General features: G+C 72.3%; 16 protein-coding genes. 8 read left to right on the top strand and 8 right to left on the bottom strand.

Annotated elements, in window-relative coordinates; all coding sequences use genetic code 11:
- Positions 1-507 precede the first annotated feature (507 nt).
- Together ENC19_RS29775 and ENC19_RS29780 are read right to left on the bottom strand one after the other, a co-directional pair.
- Positions 508-891, bottom strand: a complete 384-nt coding sequence (locus ENC19_RS29775) for a hypothetical protein (RefSeq protein WP_235944353.1) — start codon at positions 889-891, stop codon at positions 508-510.
- 84 nt (positions 892-975) lie between these two features.
- Complete coding sequence (locus tag ENC19_RS29780) at positions 976-1548, bottom strand: hypothetical protein (protein WP_235944354.1); 573 nt, start codon at positions 1546-1548, stop codon at positions 976-978.
- Between the two features lie 176 nt (positions 1549-1724).
- Here ENC19_RS29780 and ENC19_RS29785 point away from each other — a divergent pair, with 176 nt between their 5' ends.
- The 3 genes from ENC19_RS29785 (at position 1725) to ENC19_RS01775 (ending at position 3384) form a co-directional block, all read left to right on the top strand.
- Positions 1725-2120 carry a response regulator transcription factor gene (locus ENC19_RS29785; RefSeq protein WP_328824148.1) on the top strand — a complete coding sequence of 132 codons (396 nt, stop codon included), beginning with the start codon at positions 1725-1727 and terminating at the stop codon, positions 2118-2120.
- A 191-nt stretch (positions 2121-2311) separates the two neighbouring features.
- Positions 2312-2836, top strand: coding sequence for a hypothetical protein (locus ENC19_RS01770; RefSeq protein ID WP_309246134.1), 525 nt, complete (start codon positions 2312-2314; stop codon positions 2834-2836).
- Positions 2837-2859: 23 nt separating this feature from the next.
- Positions 2860-3384, top strand: coding sequence for a DUF3558 domain-containing protein (locus ENC19_RS01775; RefSeq protein ID WP_164445391.1), 525 nt, complete (start codon positions 2860-2862; stop codon positions 3382-3384).
- Between the two features lie 16 nt (positions 3385-3400).
- Here ENC19_RS01775 and ENC19_RS01780 read toward each other — a convergent pair whose 3' ends face one another.
- Entirely contained in the window at positions 3401-4618 is a 1218-nt protein-coding gene (locus ENC19_RS01780) for an FUSC family protein (protein ID WP_164445392.1), read from the bottom strand.
- A 304-nt stretch (positions 4619-4922) separates the two neighbouring features.
- Between ENC19_RS01780 and ENC19_RS01785 the strand changes: the two genes are divergently transcribed.
- The 3 genes from ENC19_RS01785 (at position 4923) to ENC19_RS01795 (ending at position 8310) form a co-directional block, all read left to right on the top strand.
- The gene (locus ENC19_RS01785) at positions 4923-7037 is read left to right on the top strand and encodes a cellulase family glycosylhydrolase (RefSeq protein ID WP_164445393.1); all 2115 of its coding nucleotides are present in this window, start codon (positions 4923-4925) and stop codon (positions 7035-7037) included.
- A 62-nt stretch (positions 7038-7099) separates the two neighbouring features.
- Entirely contained in the window at positions 7100-7480 is a 381-nt protein-coding gene (locus tag ENC19_RS01790) for a YccF domain-containing protein (RefSeq protein ID WP_099851924.1), read from the top strand.
- A gap of 11 nt (positions 7481-7491) precedes the next feature.
- The gene (locus ENC19_RS01795; RefSeq protein WP_208020791.1) at positions 7492-8310 is read left to right on the top strand and encodes an SDR family NAD(P)-dependent oxidoreductase; all 819 of its coding nucleotides are present in this window, start codon (positions 7492-7494) and stop codon (positions 8308-8310) included.
- Between the two features lie 4 nt (positions 8311-8314).
- On the opposite strand, the gene ENC19_RS01800 is transcribed toward ENC19_RS01795, so the two are convergent.
- The 4 genes from ENC19_RS01800 to ENC19_RS01815 all read right to left on the bottom strand — a co-directional run bounded on the left by ENC19_RS01800 (position 8315) and on the right by ENC19_RS01815 (position 12983).
- Complete coding sequence (locus ENC19_RS01800; protein WP_164445394.1) at positions 8315-9229, bottom strand: cation diffusion facilitator family transporter; 915 nt, start codon at positions 9227-9229, stop codon at positions 8315-8317.
- A 170-nt stretch (positions 9230-9399) separates the two neighbouring features.
- On the bottom strand, positions 9400-10776 hold the full coding sequence (locus tag ENC19_RS01805) for an FAD-dependent oxidoreductase (protein ID WP_164445395.1): 1377 nt from the start codon (positions 10774-10776) through the stop codon (positions 9400-9402).
- 171 nt (positions 10777-10947) lie between these two features.
- Positions 10948-11844 (bottom strand): bile acid:sodium symporter family protein, encoded by an 897-nt coding sequence (locus ENC19_RS01810; RefSeq protein ID WP_164445396.1) that lies wholly within the window; start codon positions 11842-11844, stop codon positions 10948-10950.
- Between the two features lie 71 nt (positions 11845-11915).
- Positions 11916-12983 carry a DUF2855 family protein gene (locus ENC19_RS01815; RefSeq protein WP_164445397.1) on the bottom strand — a complete coding sequence of 356 codons (1068 nt, stop codon included), beginning with the start codon at positions 12981-12983 and terminating at the stop codon, positions 11916-11918.
- Between the two features lie 147 nt (positions 12984-13130).
- Here ENC19_RS01815 and ENC19_RS01820 point away from each other — a divergent pair, with 147 nt between their 5' ends.
- Positions 13131-13727 (top strand): SigE family RNA polymerase sigma factor, encoded by a 597-nt coding sequence (locus ENC19_RS01820; RefSeq protein WP_164445398.1) that lies wholly within the window; start codon positions 13131-13133, stop codon positions 13725-13727.
- Entirely contained in the window at positions 13717-15078 is a 1362-nt protein-coding gene (locus ENC19_RS01825) for a hypothetical protein (protein WP_164445399.1), read from the top strand. The genes ENC19_RS01820 and ENC19_RS01825 overlap by 11 nt, the downstream gene beginning before the upstream one ends.
- 60 nt (positions 15079-15138) lie before the next feature.
- On the opposite strand, the gene ENC19_RS01830 is transcribed toward ENC19_RS01825, so the two are convergent.
- Positions 15139-15609, bottom strand: a complete 471-nt coding sequence (locus ENC19_RS01830; RefSeq protein WP_281601662.1) for an SRPBCC family protein — start codon at positions 15607-15609, stop codon at positions 15139-15141.

The following is a 15609-nucleotide window of genomic DNA, read 5'->3' on the forward strand; positions in this document are numbered from 1 at the left end:
ACTCGTCGCCATCGAGGTGACCCGCGCGGTACAGCGCCTGCCGCAGCCACCGGAACCGGCACAGGACCTGCCGGTGGCCTCCTCGATGCACCAGCTCCTCGGCGAGGTGCTGGCCCGGCTGCCGGCCGGCTGTCGCGATGCCGTACGGCTGGCGGCCCTGCTGGGCGTACCTCTGCTTCGGGACCTGGCCGCGGCGGGGGTCTCCCCTGCCGCGTTCGACGCCGCGGAGGAGGCCGGGTTGCTCGTGGTCGGGGCCGCGCGGGTGGAGTTCACCCATCCGGTCTACGCCGCCGCGGTCCGCGCCGGCATCCGCCCGGCGTCCGGCGCGGCCTGCACCGCAGGCTGGCCGAGGTGGTCACCGATCCGGACGAACGGGTCCGGCACCTGGCCCTGTGCACCACCGCGCCGGATCCGGTGGTCGCCGACGCCCTCGCCGCGGCTGCCGCCCGCCAGTACGCGCGGGGTGCGCCGGAGGCCGCCGCGAACCTGTACGAGCCGCGGCGCGGCTCACCCCACCGACGACGAGGCCGATCGTGGCCAGCGGCTGTTGGCGGCGGCCCGGTGCCGCTTCGGATGCGGCGACCATCCCGGGGCACGGATCGCCGCGAGGCGGTGGCCGAAGGGTTTGGCGGCGACGTCCGGGCGGAGGCGCTGCTGCTGCGCGCGGTGGTCGCGTGGAGTGCCGACGAGTCCGGCGGTACGGCGGTCGAGGCAGCCGGGCGGGCGCTGGCCGCGACCAGTCCGGACGCCCCGCTGGCCGGCCGGATCCACGCCCACCTGGCGCTCTTCGTCGACCTGCCGGATCCGGCGCGGGCCCACGCCGAGGCCGCCATCGCCCTGCTCACCGGTGCCGGTGGGGACCGCACGCTGCTCGCCGCGGCGCTGCTGCACCTGTTCTTCAACGAGGTACGCGCCGGCGAACCGCCCCGCGTCGAACTGCTCGACCGGGCGCTGGAGATGGAGGGGCCGGAGCCGTCATGGCTCGCCGGCACGATCCCGGCGATCTGGTGGAAGTCGATCGACGATCCGGCGCGGGCCCGACGACGGCTGGGCCGGATGCTCGACCTGGCGGCAGCCCGGTGCGACGAGCCCTCGCAGTACGACCTGCTCAAACACCTCGGCGAGACGGAGCTGCTCGCCGGGCGGTGGTCGACCGCCGAACGGCACATCGCGGCGGCCCGGGAACTCGGCGAGCTGCTGGGCACCGAGGCGACCGCGGAGATCTGGCTGGCCGGGCTGCTCGACGCGTTGCGCGGCCGGCTCGACGTGGCGCAGCGGGTGGCCGAGGCGGGGCTGCGACTGGGCGAGCGGCTCGACGACGACTGGTGTCGGCGGATCCACCTGCAACTGGGCGCGTTCGTGGCGCTCTGCGCCGGCCGGATGGCCGACGCCGCGGCCGGATACGGTCGACTCGCCGCGACGGTCGACCGGATGGGTCTGGCCGAGCCGCTGGCACAGCGCTTCGAGCCCGACTGGATCGAGGCCTGCGTGGGCGCCGGTGACCTCGTCACGGCACGGGTTGCCCTGGCCCGGCTGGCGGAGCGGCACCGGCGGTTGCCACGCCCTGGACGCGGCTGGGCCTGGCGCGCAGCCGGGCCCTGCTGGACAGCGCCAGCGGCGCCGACCCGTCGGCCGCCCTGGACGAACTCGCTGCCGCGCGGTCCGCCGTGCCGCCGGAGGTGCTGCCGCTGGACCGGGCGAGGTGTCTGCTGGTCGAGGGCGTGGTGCACCGCCGGTCCCGCCGCAAGCGCCCGGCCAGGGAGGCACTGGCCTGCCGCGGCGGCCGAGTTCGACGCGCTGGGCGCGACGGTGTTCGGCGGGCGGGCCCGGGCCGAGGCCGCCAGGCTCGGCGGGCGGCCGCCGCACCGTCGGACCTCACCGCCACCGAGGAGCGGGTCGCCCGGCTCGCCGCGCAGGGACGGACCAGCCGGGCCATCGCCGACGAACTGTTCGTCAGCCCGAAGACCGTCGAGACCAACCTGTCCCGGGTCTACCGCAAGCCGGGCATCTCCCGTCGGGCGGAACTGGGTGCCGCGCTGGCGCGGGTCGGTGGAGCCGACGAACAGGCGCGCGGGCCGGCGGCCACCGCCAGCGCGCCGGCCGGCGCGGTCAAAGGCTAGGGAAACGCCGGATTCATCCACGGCCGGGTGGTCGTAGCGTCGAACTGTCACTCCCGCCGGGCCGACTCGTCCGGCCGGCACGTCAGCAGACCCTGCCGCCCGGAGGGCCGGCTTCCGCCACCGGCGCGGTCCCACACCATGTCGAGCTGCCCGGCCCGGTCGCGGTCGGGTGTCAGAAGGGAACCGAACACGTGCGTCGACTGATCCTGCCCGTGGTGCTGGTGGCCGCGCTCGCGCTGACCGGCTGCGACAGCGCCGAACCCACGCCACCGGCGGCCGGCCCCGGCGCGGACGCGGAAGCGGAGACCGACCTCGACCTGCCCGCCGACGGTGCCGGCAACCAGACCCCGGCCTGCCCGTTCACCGCGGCCCAGGTCTCCGAGCTGGTCGGCCAGTCGATGGTCGACGACGGCAACTGCAGCTTCGGCGACGGCAAGGGAGTGGCGGCGCTGTCCGTGACGACCGCCTCCCAGCTGGCCGGCGAGACGACCTACGACTACCAGCGCCAGCAGGCCGAGCAGAGCTACCAGACGGTGACGGACCTCGACGGCGACGGTAAGGGTTACCTGGCGGTCAAGGACATCGGCGCCGAGGCGGTGCTGGTCGGCGGAGCCGGCAGCTTCACCGTGACGCTGAGCAGCTTCGAGCGCCTCGGCGCGGAGCCCGACGGCTACGCGCAGGCGCTGCGCCGGCTGCTCGACGCCCTGCCCCGGTGACACCACGCCCCGAGGAGACGACCGTGAGGTACCTCAAGCTCGCCGCGGCGGCCGCTGCCGTCGCCGTTCTCACCGCCTGCGGCGGCAGCGCCGAACCTGCCGCCGCGCCACCGCCACCGACCGAGGTGGCCGAGCCGGCACCGCCCAGCGAGGCGACCGAGGCGGAGCCATCGACCGAGGCACCGCAGGTCGACGCCTGTGCCCTGGTGCCCAAGGAGGACGCCGAGAAGCTGGCCGGCACCCGCCTGGAGGATGCGGTGCCGGTCCGCGAGACCTGTACCTACACCGGGCCGACGTCGGGTCCGTTGGCGCAGGTGGAGGTGTACGTGGGCGACGGAGCCAAGAAGATCCTCGACGTCGACCGTGACCTCGACCACGAGTTCGAGACGCTGTCCGGGATCGGGGACGAGGCGTACCTGGAGGACGGCGCGGTCTTCTTCCAGTCCGCCGGGGTGTGGGTGGCCATCCGACTGGTCCGGCTCGACGACCCGGCGAAGTACGACAAGCCGCTGACCGAGCTGGCGCGGACGGTCGCCGGGCGGCTCTGAGTCCGGCCGGGGCCGATCACGCCGCCTTCCGCTCGGCGGGCGACGCCTCCCCGTCCTGACTCCGCAGTTCGTGACGCTGCGCCTCGAAGCGTCGCCGGATCACCTCGACCGCCTCCTCCTCGTGGCAGCCCAGGCTGCGCAGCAGGTCGGTGGCGACGGTGCGGATCTGGGCCACCACCACGCTGCCGGAGAAGCCGACCCCCTCGTCGTACGCCTCGGCGGCCCGGTCGACCGCTCTGAGGACCAACTGCTCGGAGCGCGTCGTGCGCTGCCGACTCTCCGCCTCGACCTGCAACAGCGCCAGGGCGTCGCCGAAGTAGTGCACCGCAGCCGACAGCCCGGCCGGCATCGGTTCGCCGTCGCGCACCGCGGTGGCCGCCCGGCGCAGCATCTCCTGGCCGCCCCCGACGGACAGGTCGAGGTAGCGGGTACCGCGTTGGTAGTGCTCGAACTCGCCCCGTCGGTGCCAGCGGGCCGGCGACACCGCCACCGCCTCCTGTGCACCGGAGACAGCGTCGTTGAGCAACGCCAGTTGGGGGGTCAGGCCGTACAGCCCGTCCCGGGCCCGGGCCACCGCCCCGGCGTCGCCCCGGGACATCCCGTCCGCGGCGTCGTGCAGGTGCTCGATCAGTGCGGCAAAGAGGGGGCGGGCGGCCCGTTGGATGATGCGCACCGGGTTGACCGGCAGCAGGGCCACCACCACCACGGCGGAGACCGCGCCGATGACCGCGTCGATCACCCGCGGCACCTCCAGTCCCCGCTGGATCGGCGAGAGGGTCGCGATCAGCACCGCCGTACCGCCGGCCTGGGTGACCACCGCGCCACCCCGGCTCATGGTCAACGCGAGCAGGATGGCCAGGGTGACCACGGTGCCGATCTGCCAGGGGCCGGTGCCGATGACCATGATCAGGGCATCGCCCACCAGCAGACCGGCCAGCACGCCGACAAGCAGTTCGAGGGTGCGGCGGGTCCGCCGGCCGATCGCGGCGGCGATCGTACCGACGGCGGCGCTGGGGGCGAACACCGGCGAGGGGTGACCCAGTAGTTCGTGCGCCAGCGTCCAGGCGAGCGCGGCGGCCACCCCGGCCTGCACCGCGAGGATGGCGTACAGCTCCAGGCTCCGGCGTCGCTCCCGCCAGTTGATCTTCCGGCTGATGCTGCCGACCGTCTCGGCGACCCCGGCCTCGAACCGGTCACCGGCACGACGCGCCCAGCTCCGGTCGTCCTCCGCCACCGCCACGCCGCCGACTACCCCGCGAGGCCACGCTCATTCGCTGCCTGCCGGACCAGTGCCGCCTGACTCCGACTGCCGCCACCGATCCGCTGGACGTCGGCTTTCCACCCCTCCGGTACGACGGGCCACCCCTGTTGCTCATCGGGCCACCCTCCCCACCTGGAAAGAAGGAGACTAAATCGCAGAACGTCAATTGACAAAGTTGACGATCCCAACTTATGGTGCGAGCCGGCCGGATGTTTCCGGTGGACCGGCGACGCCCGGCCAGCCACCCCGTCGACACCATCACCACGCGAGGAGCGTCATGGCTGGGCTGAAGGGCACACTACGCAGGACACGATGGCGATTCGGCCTGGTCGCCAGCGGCGTCGCCGCACTACTCGCCGGTGCCGGCCTGATCACCGCCGGCACCGCCCACGCGGCGGCCGGATGCCGGGTGGCGTACTCCGCCCCCAGCCAGTGGCCGGGCGGGTTCACCGCGAACGTCGCGGTGACAAACCTCGGCGATCCGCTCAACGGTTGGCGACTGACCTGGACGTTCCCCTCGGGGCAGCGGGTCACCCAGGCCTGGAACGCCACGGTCACCTCGTCCGGTAACGACGTCACCGCCAGCAACGTCGGCTACAACGCCGCGCTGGGCACCAACCAGACCGTGTCGTTCGGCTTCAACGGGTCGTGGTCCGGCAGCAACACGGCACCGACCACGTTCGCCCTCAACGGTGTCACCTGCACCGGCAGCGTCGGCACCACCCCGCCGCCGACCACCACCCCGCCGCCGAGCACGCCCCCGCCGACGACCCCGCCGCCCACGTCGCCGCCGCCGGCCGGCGACCCGATGGCCTACGTGGCCGCGATGCAGCCCGGCTGGAACCTCGGCAACACCTTCGACGCGGTCGGTGCCGACGAGACCGCGTGGGGCAACCCGCGCGTCACCCAGGCACAGCTCGACGCCATCCGGGCACAGGGCTTCAACAGCATCCGCATCCCGGTGACCTGGAGCAACCACCACGGCCCCGCCCCGTCGTACACCATCGACGCGGCCTGGCTGAACCGCGTCAAGGAGGTCGTCGGCTGGGCCCTGGACGACGGCTTCTACGTGATGATCAACCTGCACCACGACTCGTGGCAGTGGATCCACGAGATGCCGACGAACCGGACCACGGTGCTCAACCGCTACAACGCGCTGTGGACCCAGATCGCCGCCGCGTTCCGGGACCACTCGCCGAGGCTGCACTTCGAGAGCGTCAACGAGCCGCAGTTCGCCAACAGCTCCGGCGACGCCCAGAACGCGGAGCTGCTGCACGAGCTGAACGTCAACTTCCACCGGATCGTGCGCGCCTCCGGCGGCGTCAACGCCACCCGGATGCTGGTCCTGCCGACCCTGCACACCTCCTCCGAGCAGGCCCGGATCAACGAGCTGACCACGACGATCAACCAGCTCAACGACCGCAACCTGATCGCCACCGTGCACTTCTACGGCTACTGGCCGTTCAGCGTCAACGTGGCCGGCGGCACCCGCTTCGACGCCACCACCCAGCAGGACCTGACCGACTCGTTCGACCGGGTGCACAACGCCTTCGTGACCCGCAACATCCCCGTCGTGATCGGCGAGTACGGGCTGCTCGGCTTCGACCGGCACACCGGCACCATCCAGCAGGGTGAGAAGCTCAAGTTCTTCGAGTTCCTCGGCCACTACGCGCGGACCAAGCGGATCACCACCCAGCTCTGGGACAACGGCCAGCACTTCGACCGGGTCGCCTTCCAGTGGAAGGACCCGGAGCTGTGGGCCCAGATCAGGTCGAGCTGGACGACCCGTTCCGGCACCGCGTCGTCCGACCAGGTGTACGTGCCGCGTACCGGCTCGGTCACCGCGAAGTCGTTGACCCTCAACCTGAACGGCACCACCTTCTCCGGGTTGCGCCAGGGCAGCACCAACCTGGTGCAGGGCACCGACTACACGGTCTCCGGCAACCAGCTCACCATCACCGCCAGCGCGCTGACCCGGCTGGTCGGCAACCGGGCGTACGGGGTCAACGCCAGCCTCCAGGCCCGCTTCTCGGCCGGCGTGCCCTGGCGGATCGACGTGATCACCTACGACACGCCGGTGCTGTCCAACGCCACCGGCACGACCGCCGCCTTCGCCATCCCCACCCAGTTCCGCGGCGACCAGCTCGCCACCATGGAGGCGAGGTACGCCGACGGCAGCAACGCCGGCCCGCACGACTGGACGTCGTTCAAGGAGTTCGACGTGGCCTTCTCACCCGACTACCCGGGTAACCGGATCACGTTGACCGACACCTTCTTCGGCGAGGTCCGCGACGGCGCACCGGTCACCCTCACCTTCCACTTCTGGAGCGGTGCCCAGGTGACCTACCGCGTCACCAGGTCCGGCAGCAACGTCACCGGGGTCACCGGCTGACCGGCCCGCGCCACCGGCCGCCCACCGGGTGGCCGGTGGCGCGCGGCGGTCATCATGGGCTCATGATCCGATTCCTGCTGAACGTGCTCTGGCTCATCTTCGGCGGTGGTCTGGTGCTGGCGATCGGCTACGGTATCGCCGCCCTGATCTGCTTCGTGCTCGTCATCACCATCCCGTTCGGCGTGGCGTCGCTGCGGCTGGCGTCGTACTCGCTGTGGCCGTTCGGCCGGACCCTGGTGCCCAAGCCCGGCGTCGGGGTGGCCTCGGGACTGGCCAACATCATCTGGGTGCTGCTGGCCGGCTGGTGGCTGGCGCTCTCGCACATCGTCGCCGGCGTCAGCCTCTGCCTGACCATCATCGGGATCCCGTTCGGCGTGGCCAACTTCAAGCTCGTCCCGGCGGCGATCTGGCCGTTGGGACAGGAGGTCGTACCCGCACCGTGAGAGTTGAAGACGTGTTTCCGACAAACGACCTGACCGGCCGGGTCGCCCTGGTCACCGGGGCCAACCACGGCATCGGCGCGGCCACCGCCGTCGCGCTGGCCCGGGCGGGCGCCGCAGTGCTGGTCAGCTATCTACGGTTGGACGACCCGCCGGATGCGGGCATCCCCGACACGTACCGGCGCAACCGGGCCGGCGACGCGACCGAGGTCGTCGAGCGCGTGCGTGCCGTCGGCGGCCGGGTGCTTCCCGTCGAGGCGGACCTGGCGGACCCGGCCGTCCCGGCCCGGCTGTTCGACATCGCCGAGCGCGAGCTGGGCACGGTCGACATCCTGGTGAACAACGCCAGTGGCTGGCTGGCGGACACCTTCAAGCCCACCGCCGTCGACCGGCACGGCCGCACGCTGCGGCCGGTGAGCGCCGAGTCGTTCGACGCCCAGTTCGCCGTGGACGCCCGCGCGGGCGCCCTGCTGATCGCCGAGTTCGCCCGCCGCAACGTCGCCGCGCGGCGCGGCTGGGGGCGCGTCATCAGCCTCACGTCGGGCGGCAACGACGGCTTCCCCGAGGAGGTCTCCTACGGTGCCGCCAAGGCGGCCCTGGTCAACTACACGATGGCCGCGGCACACGAGCTCGCGCCGTTCGGTATCACCGCCAATGCCGTGCACCCGCCGGTCACCGACACCGGCTGGGTCAGCGACGAGGTACGCGCCGCCGTCGACGACGACCCGCACCTGCTGCGGGTGGCCGAGCCCGAGGAGGTCGCCGACGTGATCACCTTCCTCGCCGGGGAGAGCGGGCGGCTGGTCACCGGCAACGTGGTCCAGCTGCGCTGACGACTCACCAGTGGGCGCCGCCGCAGACGCCTTCGGCGTCGCGTGGCTCGACCTGCAGGGTGGCGTGCTCGATGGTGAAGCGGTCGTGCAGCAGCTCGCGGGCGGCGGCCAGCACCGGGGTCAGCTCGGCTCCGGTGTCCAGGGTGAGGTGTGCCGAGGCCACCTCCATGCCCGAGGTCAGCGTCCACACGTGCAGGTCGTGCACGTCGGCGACGCCGTCGAGCCCGCGCAGCCCGTCGCGTACCTCGGCGACGTCCAGGTGCGGGGGCGCGGCCTGCACCAGCACCCGCAGCGCGGCGCGGGCGAGGCGGTAGGTGCGCGGCAGGATGAACAGCGCCACCCCGACGGCGACGATCGGGTCCGCGTACCACCAGCCGGTCAGCGCGATCACCCCGGCCGCGACCAGCACGCCGACCGAGGCGAGCAGGTCACCGAGGACCTCCAGGTAGGCGCCACGCACGTTGAGGCTCTCCGTCGACCCGGCGCGCAGCAGCAGGAAGGCGGCCACGTTGGCGACCAGCCCGCCGACGGCCACCACGAGCATCGGGCCGACCAGCACCTCCGGCGGCTCGTCGAGCCGCCGCACCGCCGCCACCAGCACGTAGAGGGCCACCCCGGAGAGCAGCACCGCGTTGGCCAGCGCCGCCAGGACCTCCATCCGGTACAGGCCGAAGGTGCGCTGGCCCGCCCGGGAGGCCCGGCTCGCGGCGGTGATCGCGGCGAGCGCCATGCCGATGCCCAGCACGTCGGTGAACATGTGGCCGGCGTCCGACAGCAGGGCCAGCGAGCCACTGACCCAGGCACCGACCGCCTCCACCAGCATGAAGACCGTCAGCAGGACGAAGGCCGCCCACAGCCGCCCGCGGTGCTTCTCCCCCGCCCGGGCGACCTGCCGCCCGTGATCGTGCCCGGCACCCACCCCGCACTCCCTCCGTCCGTCCCACCCGCAAACATATGCTGACATTGCAATGAGTGCAACAGTTGCTCGGCCACCACCCTCGCGATCTTGCACTTCCGGTCGGCGAGATGCGTGTTTTCACCGCTTTTGCGGGGGCCAGAAGTGCAAGATCGCGGGGAACGTGGCGGAGATCAGCGGGCGCGGCGGTTGGCCAGCAGGGCGTTGAGGATCACCGTTGGGGTGGCCAGGGAACTCGGGTGTTTGCGCATCGAGACGACGTCGTTGAACCGGCGGGCGGTGGCCACGTCGGTGACGGTCGCCGCGATGATCTGCCGGCTCACCCAGCTGGAAAGCCGGTAGCCGCGTGGGTAGGGGCCGTCGACGTGCGGCAACGCCAGGTCGGCCGAGGTGGAGATCGACCAGGCGGCGTCGACCACGACCTTCTGGAGGGCGAAGAAGTGTCGGGCCGGCAGGCCGAGGTCCGGGCGGGACCGCAGGTAACTCGCCAGGCAGGCCGCGTGCAGCGCGGCGGCGGTGATGCCCTGGCCGTACACCGGATTGAACGAGGCGACCGCGTCACCGACGCTCACCAGCGCCGCCGGCAGCCGGGTCAGCGCGTGGAAGTCCCGGCGCCGGCTGTCGGCGTGCCGGTAGGTCTGCACGTCGCCGAGGAGTTCGCTGTCGGCGACCACCGCGAACTCCGGCGGGAACTGCTCCCGCAGCCGGCGGACGAAATCCTCGGCGGTACGGCCGGGACGGTTCTCCCCGTAGCCGGCCATCATGGCCATCCACCGACCGTCCTCGATCGCGAAGAAGGCGGCACCGGCCACGTCCACCGACCTCGTCGGGCTGTGCAGCGCCAGCACCACCGCGTGCTCCGGGTTCGCCTCGTGGCGCCGGAACAGGGCGGTCGCGTAGTTGAGGTCCACCGTCATCCGCCGCAGCGCCGGCCGCTGCCAGCCGGCCTCCGCCAGCCAGTCGGACAGCCGGCTGGACCGCCCCATGGCGTCCACCACCAGGTCGGCGTGCTCGACACCGGCCGCACCGCCGACGTCGCACCGCACTCCGCTGGTCACGTCGCCGTCGAAGACCAGGCCGGTGGCCCGCGCGGTGACCGTCTTGACGTTCGGCAGTCGCAGCACCTGCTGCCGGATCAACGACTCCAGCAGCGGCCGGCTGCCGGCCAGGCTGTCCGCGTCGTCCGGCACGACGACCTTCAGCCGGCCGTCCAGGTAGTTCCGCCGGGCCGCGGGCGGAGCCTCCACCGCCCCCTGCGCCAGGGCCTGCTCCCGGAACCCGGGGAACAGCTGCTCCAGCAGGAGGAACCCGCCGGGCAACAGGGCGTGCAGCTGGGTTCCCTGTGGTACGCCCGGTCGCCCGCCGGTCGCGTGCAGGTCGTCGCGGTCGACGACCACCACGCTCTCGGCGTGATCGGACAGCACCCGGGCGGCCAGCATCCCGGCGATGCTGCCGCCGACCACCACCGCCTTGCCGACGACGGGAGACGACTGGTCGGGCGGTCGCACCGCGTTCAGCGCGGCGAGGACCCGAGCCGGGGAGCGGGACATCGTGCTCTCCAAAGGGGTACGAGGTGGGGCGCCGTTCCGCCTGCCTGCCAGTGACCGTTGCTCGGTCAGGCCGACGGAGCCGGACGGTCGGCATGACGCCCAACGATCGTTGCACAGCAAGGGAACGCCGACGGCGAACCGGTCGTACCTCTGTCACGCGGCCTCGTCGGCTCAGGTCCGGGCGGCACCGTCCGGCGCGGCGTCGCGTCCGCTGCCCACCCGGTTGACCAGGTACCCGAAGGCGGCGGCCGTGAAGAACATGACGATGCCGTAGACCGCGCCGGGAATCGCCATCCGGGTGCTGTCGAGCAGCGCCGGACTGAGCGCGACGGTGATGGCCAACGTGCTGTTGTGGATGCCGATCTCGAACCCGGCCGCCTTGGCGGCGCTGCGCTCGACCCCGGCCAGCCTCGGCACCCCGTACCCGATGCCGAGGCTGAGCAGGTTGAACGCGAGTACGGCCAGACCGACGGAGACGAAGTAGTCGGCGAGGTTCTCCCGCTCACCGAGCACCGCACCGGCGATCACCGCGACCAGCACCACCACGGACAGCACCCGGACCGGACGGTCCAGCCGCTCGGCCACCCGGGCCCAGCGTGCCCGGACCAGCATGCCGACCACGACCGGGACGAGCACGATCGCGAACACCTGGAGCACCTTGTCGAACTGCAACCCGATGCTCCGTGCGTCGCCGAGGAAGTACGCCGCCGACAGGTTGACCACGATCGGCAGGGTGAACACGGCCAGCACCGAGTTGATGGCGGTGAGGGTGATGTTCAGCGCCACGTGGCCGCCGAACAGGTGACTGTAGAGGTTGGCCGTGGTGCCGCCCGGCGAGGCGGCCAACAGCATCATCCCGACCGCCAGTTCGGGCGGCAGGTCGAAGGCGAGCACCAGGCCGAAACAGAGCGCCGGGAGCAGCAGCACCTGGCACCCCAGCGCGATTACGGCGGCCTTCGGGTGCCGGGCCACCCGGCGGAAGTCGCCGGTGGTCAGGCCGAGACCCAGACCGAGCATGATGATGCCGAGGGCGACGGGTAGTCCGATCAGGGTCAGGGCGGAGTCCATGACACGACATCGTTACCACCGGGTAATGCACTGGCAATCCTCCATGCGGCCGGGGTGCCCGCTCCCCCCGCTCAGAACTGGACGACCCGCCCCACCCGGGGCGGGGTTCGGCCCGCGAGCACGTCGAGCCAGGCACTCTCCAGCGCGGCCGGGCCGGTGCCGAGCTGGACGTCGACCCATCCGCCGGCCACCTCCGTGAAGCGCCGCCAGGCGTCGGCGAAGCGTCGGTCGAGCCCGTCGCGACCCCAGTCGAGGCGGCGTTTGCGCATCTGCACCGGGGCGAAGAAGACCTCCCCGGCGGCGTCGGCGTTCGGGATCTGGTTGGTCAGGCCGACCGCGATGTCGCGCACCAGCCGGTCGCCCAGGTGCCGCCGCAGGGCAGCCCGGGTCGCGGGAGCACCGGACAGGTCGAGGTACGCGGTCGGCACCGGGTCGAGGGCGGTGATCCCGTCGTACGGCAGCACCTCGTCGTAGCAGCCGAGCGCGCGGGTGAACTCGACGTTGCCGGGCGAGGTGAGCCCGACCAGACGTGGGCCGCGCCCGCGCAGTTCGACGGCGGCGGCGTACGCGGTCTTGCTGGACGCCGACGAGACGACCAGCGACGTCGCGCCGTAGCAGTCGTTGTCGACGACCTGGTCGGCCAGCATGAAGGAGGTGAAGAACAGCGGCCGGAACAGGATCAGCAGGTCCTCCTGGTCGGCCTGGTACGCCGGGTCACTCACCGTCGAGCGGTACCCGTTGTACGGCGAGGGCAGGTCGGCCCGGTGCGCGCTGGCGTCCCGGAACCCGGTGGCGTCCACCCTCGCCGGCCGGACCACCAGGTGTCCTGCCGGCGGAAGGTAGCCGTACACCCGGCACCCCACCTCGACCTCGGCGACGGTCGAGGCGACCACCTCGGCGAAGCCCCACACCGGCGGCAGCCCCCACTGCCCTCCCAGCCCGTGGTGCTCGGGTGGAAAGAACTCCCAGTAGCGCATCGAGTCGCCGAGCACCGCGTAGGTGACGTTGTTCGCGGTCAGTCCGACACGGTCCACGCGCAACAGCGCCTCGCCGTCGGACAGCGCGGGCACGGCACGCTCCACCAGGGTGGTGCGGCTCAGCTCGGCACGGGCCACGGCGAACGTCCAGGAGGCAGCCATGCCGAAGACGCTAGGCAGCCCCGGCCTCCGAAACAAGATGCACTGTAGGTGCAAAATCCCACTCCTCGTCGGCACCGCACAACCTTTCCGGTCGGCCCGGGGTCTTCCTGTCATGAACGATGCCCAGGCAGGGCTGGAGGGGCGCAGGTGACCGATGACGGCTTCCGCGAGTTCGTCGAGATCAGGTACGCGGACCTGGTCCGGACCGCGTACCTGCTGACCGGTTCCCGTCACGCGGCCGAGGATCTGGTGCAGATCGCGCTGATGCGGGCGATGCGCCGGTGGAGTCAGGTGGACGAGCCGATGGCGTACGTCCGCCGGATCATGGTCAACGAGCGGACCCGGCTCTGGCGGCGGTTCGGTTCCCGAGAGCTCCTCGCCGGTGTCACAGGTTCCTGGCGGTCTCCGAGCGAGCCTGGCCGGGACCTGGCCCACGATGTCGTGGTCCGCGACGAGATGCTCGCCGCGCTGCATCACCTGCCACCCCGGATGCGTGCGGTGCTGGTCCTGCGCTACTGGGAAGACCTCACCGAGGCCCAGATCGCCGACGCGCTCGGATGCTCGGTCGGCACCGTGAAGAGCCAGTCCTCACGGGCGCTCGCCCGGCTCCGGGCGGTGCTGCCGGCGGCACCGCCCCGGCCGGTGACATCGGAACAACCGGCACCGTGCCGCGACGTCGACAAGAGTTCGCTGGCCGCGGTGCCGGACGCGTCGAGAAGGAGAGATCCGAGCGATGGCCGATGAGATCAGGCACGCGCTGGCCCGGCTCGCCGAACCGGTGGTGCCCGAGCCCGACCCGTACCAGCGGTTGCTACGTCGCGTACGGCGACGCCGGCGGCGACAGGCGGCGTTGACGGGTGTGGCCGCCCTGGTGTTGGCCATGGTGACCATACCGCCCGTGGGTCTTGCAAGCCTGCTGAGGACCGACGAGTCCACGCTGGCCACGGCGGCGTACCAACCGGCGAGTCCGATCGACGATCCGATGGTGCGCCGGCTGCTCGACTCACCCACCCGCGGCAGTCTGGCCGGCGACACGGCGCTGATCGCCACCATCGAACGGGAGTACCGGGCCGCCCGCGCCGAACTCCTTGTCGATCCGTCGTTGGACGAGGTGCGGGTGCTGTTCGCCGACGACATGCCGGGCGCGTCCCGCGTGGTGGTGGTGGCCTACCTGAACGACTCGCACGCACTGATTCGCCACAGCAGCGGCCCGGAGGGTGCGTCCGTGCCGGAACTGCTCGACCAGACCGGGACGCCGGACGAGCCGCAGGAATTGACTCCGTACGTCTTCTTCGCACGGTACGCCCCCAGGGGCGACGACCACGTCGCCGATCTCGCGGTCGGCCTGGCACCGGCCGGTTGCCGCGTGGAGGTCTCCAACGCCGGTCGGCTCCAGCCGGACGGCTCCGTCGTCCGGTCCTGGGCGCGGATGAACACCGACGGTTACGCGGTGCAGGGGGGTGAGCCGGCCGGACGGTGGCAGTTCACCTGCGACGGGACCGTGCGGTACTCCGGCCCGGCCGTCCAGGCCGGCGTGCGGACGAACCTGACGATCACGGAGGCGCAGGAAACCGACCTCGGCAAAACCGCCGTCCGCGAGCTGCGCGACGTGCTCGACGGCGAGGGACTCGTCGGCTCGACGCCCGAGGTGTTCTGGACCGGTCGGTTGCCCACCTGGGTCCCCGATGCGCCGGCAGCCGTCCTGGTCCGGTCCTGTTCGCTCGACGGCGGTTGCGCCGCGCTGCTCAAGGCCGACGCTCGTGCGCTTGCGCGATCACACCCAGCGATTCCGCCCGACCACCGGACCGGCATCGGCAGCGCCGCCCTCGTCGCCGTGCCGTTGCCGGGCGAGACCGCCGGTGTGCTGGTGGCCGGGCCGGAATCGGCAGCGCGCGCCGAGCTGGTCGACGCGCGGGGGTCGACGATGGCCGATGGACCGCTGAACGACGGCATCGGTGTCTTCAAGATCGACCATCGCAAGGTCGCCGGGGTAAAGGTCTTCGACAGTGCGGACCAGCCGTTGCTCACCGCTGCCACGCCGCACCTCACCGAGGACACGCATCAACTCGCCGAGCCGACGGTCTGGGCCTGGTGAGGCGTCATACCGGACCCATTCGACTCGGGAGGGGCACGCCGACGGGGAGGCCGGGTGTGGCTACGCCGCCATGCGGCGGGTCAGTTCGGCCGCCCGGTACGCCGCGACCCGGCGGGCCGCACCGGCCACGAAGCGCCGCAGCGGCGCCGGCGCGTCGGCGGTGACCCGCTCGTGCACCCGGGTGCCCGCCGACAGGGCGGTCAGCGTCACCACGGCCCGCAGGGACACCCGGCCTGGGCTGCGCACCTGGCTGACCAGCGGGCCGTGCGGCGGCGTCGACACCATGCGTACCCGGATGCGGTTGTCCCACCGCACCGGCCCGACCAGCCGGAACCGCTCGACGGCGAGGTACTCGGCGACCGCGCGGCCCTCGGCGTCGTGACCGTGCCGCACCTCGTCGACCGCCACGATCAGCGGCGACAGTCCGATGTAGCTGCGTGGATCGGCCAGGTGCGCGTACACCACGTCGGGCGCAGCCGCGACGGTGCAGGTGGTCTCGAACGCGATCGGCGGCTTCCGGTCCTCGGGCAC

The sequence above is a fragment of the Verrucosispora sioxanthis genome (assembly GCF_010560025.1).
In the GTDB taxonomy this organism is placed as follows: Bacteria; Actinomycetota; Actinomycetes; order Mycobacteriales; family Micromonosporaceae; genus Micromonospora; species Micromonospora palythoicola.

What these genes read in the sequence shown, in the direction of transcription:
- ENC19_RS01785 (WP_164445393.1), top strand. Translation starts at nt 4,923, where the DNA reads ATGGCTGGGCTGAAGGGCACACTACGCAGGACACGATGGCGATTCGGC.
- ENC19_RS01790 (WP_099851924.1), top strand. Translation starts at nt 7,100, where the DNA reads ATGATCCGATTCCTGCTGAACGTGCTCTGGCTCATCTTCGGCGGTGGT.
- ENC19_RS01805 (WP_164445395.1), bottom strand. Translation starts at nt 10,776, where the DNA reads ATGTCCCGCTCCCCGGCTCGGGTCCTCGCCGCGCTGAACGCGGTGCGA.
- ENC19_RS01810 (WP_164445396.1), bottom strand. Translation starts at nt 11,844, where the DNA reads ATGGACTCCGCCCTGACCCTGATCGGACTACCCGTCGCCCTCGGCATC.
- ENC19_RS01815 (WP_164445397.1), bottom strand. Translation starts at nt 12,983, where the DNA reads ATGGCTGCCTCCTGGACGTTCGCCGTGGCCCGTGCCGAGCTGAGCCGC.
- ENC19_RS01825 (WP_164445399.1), top strand. Translation starts at nt 13,717, where the DNA reads ATGGCCGATGAGATCAGGCACGCGCTGGCCCGGCTCGCCGAACCGGTG.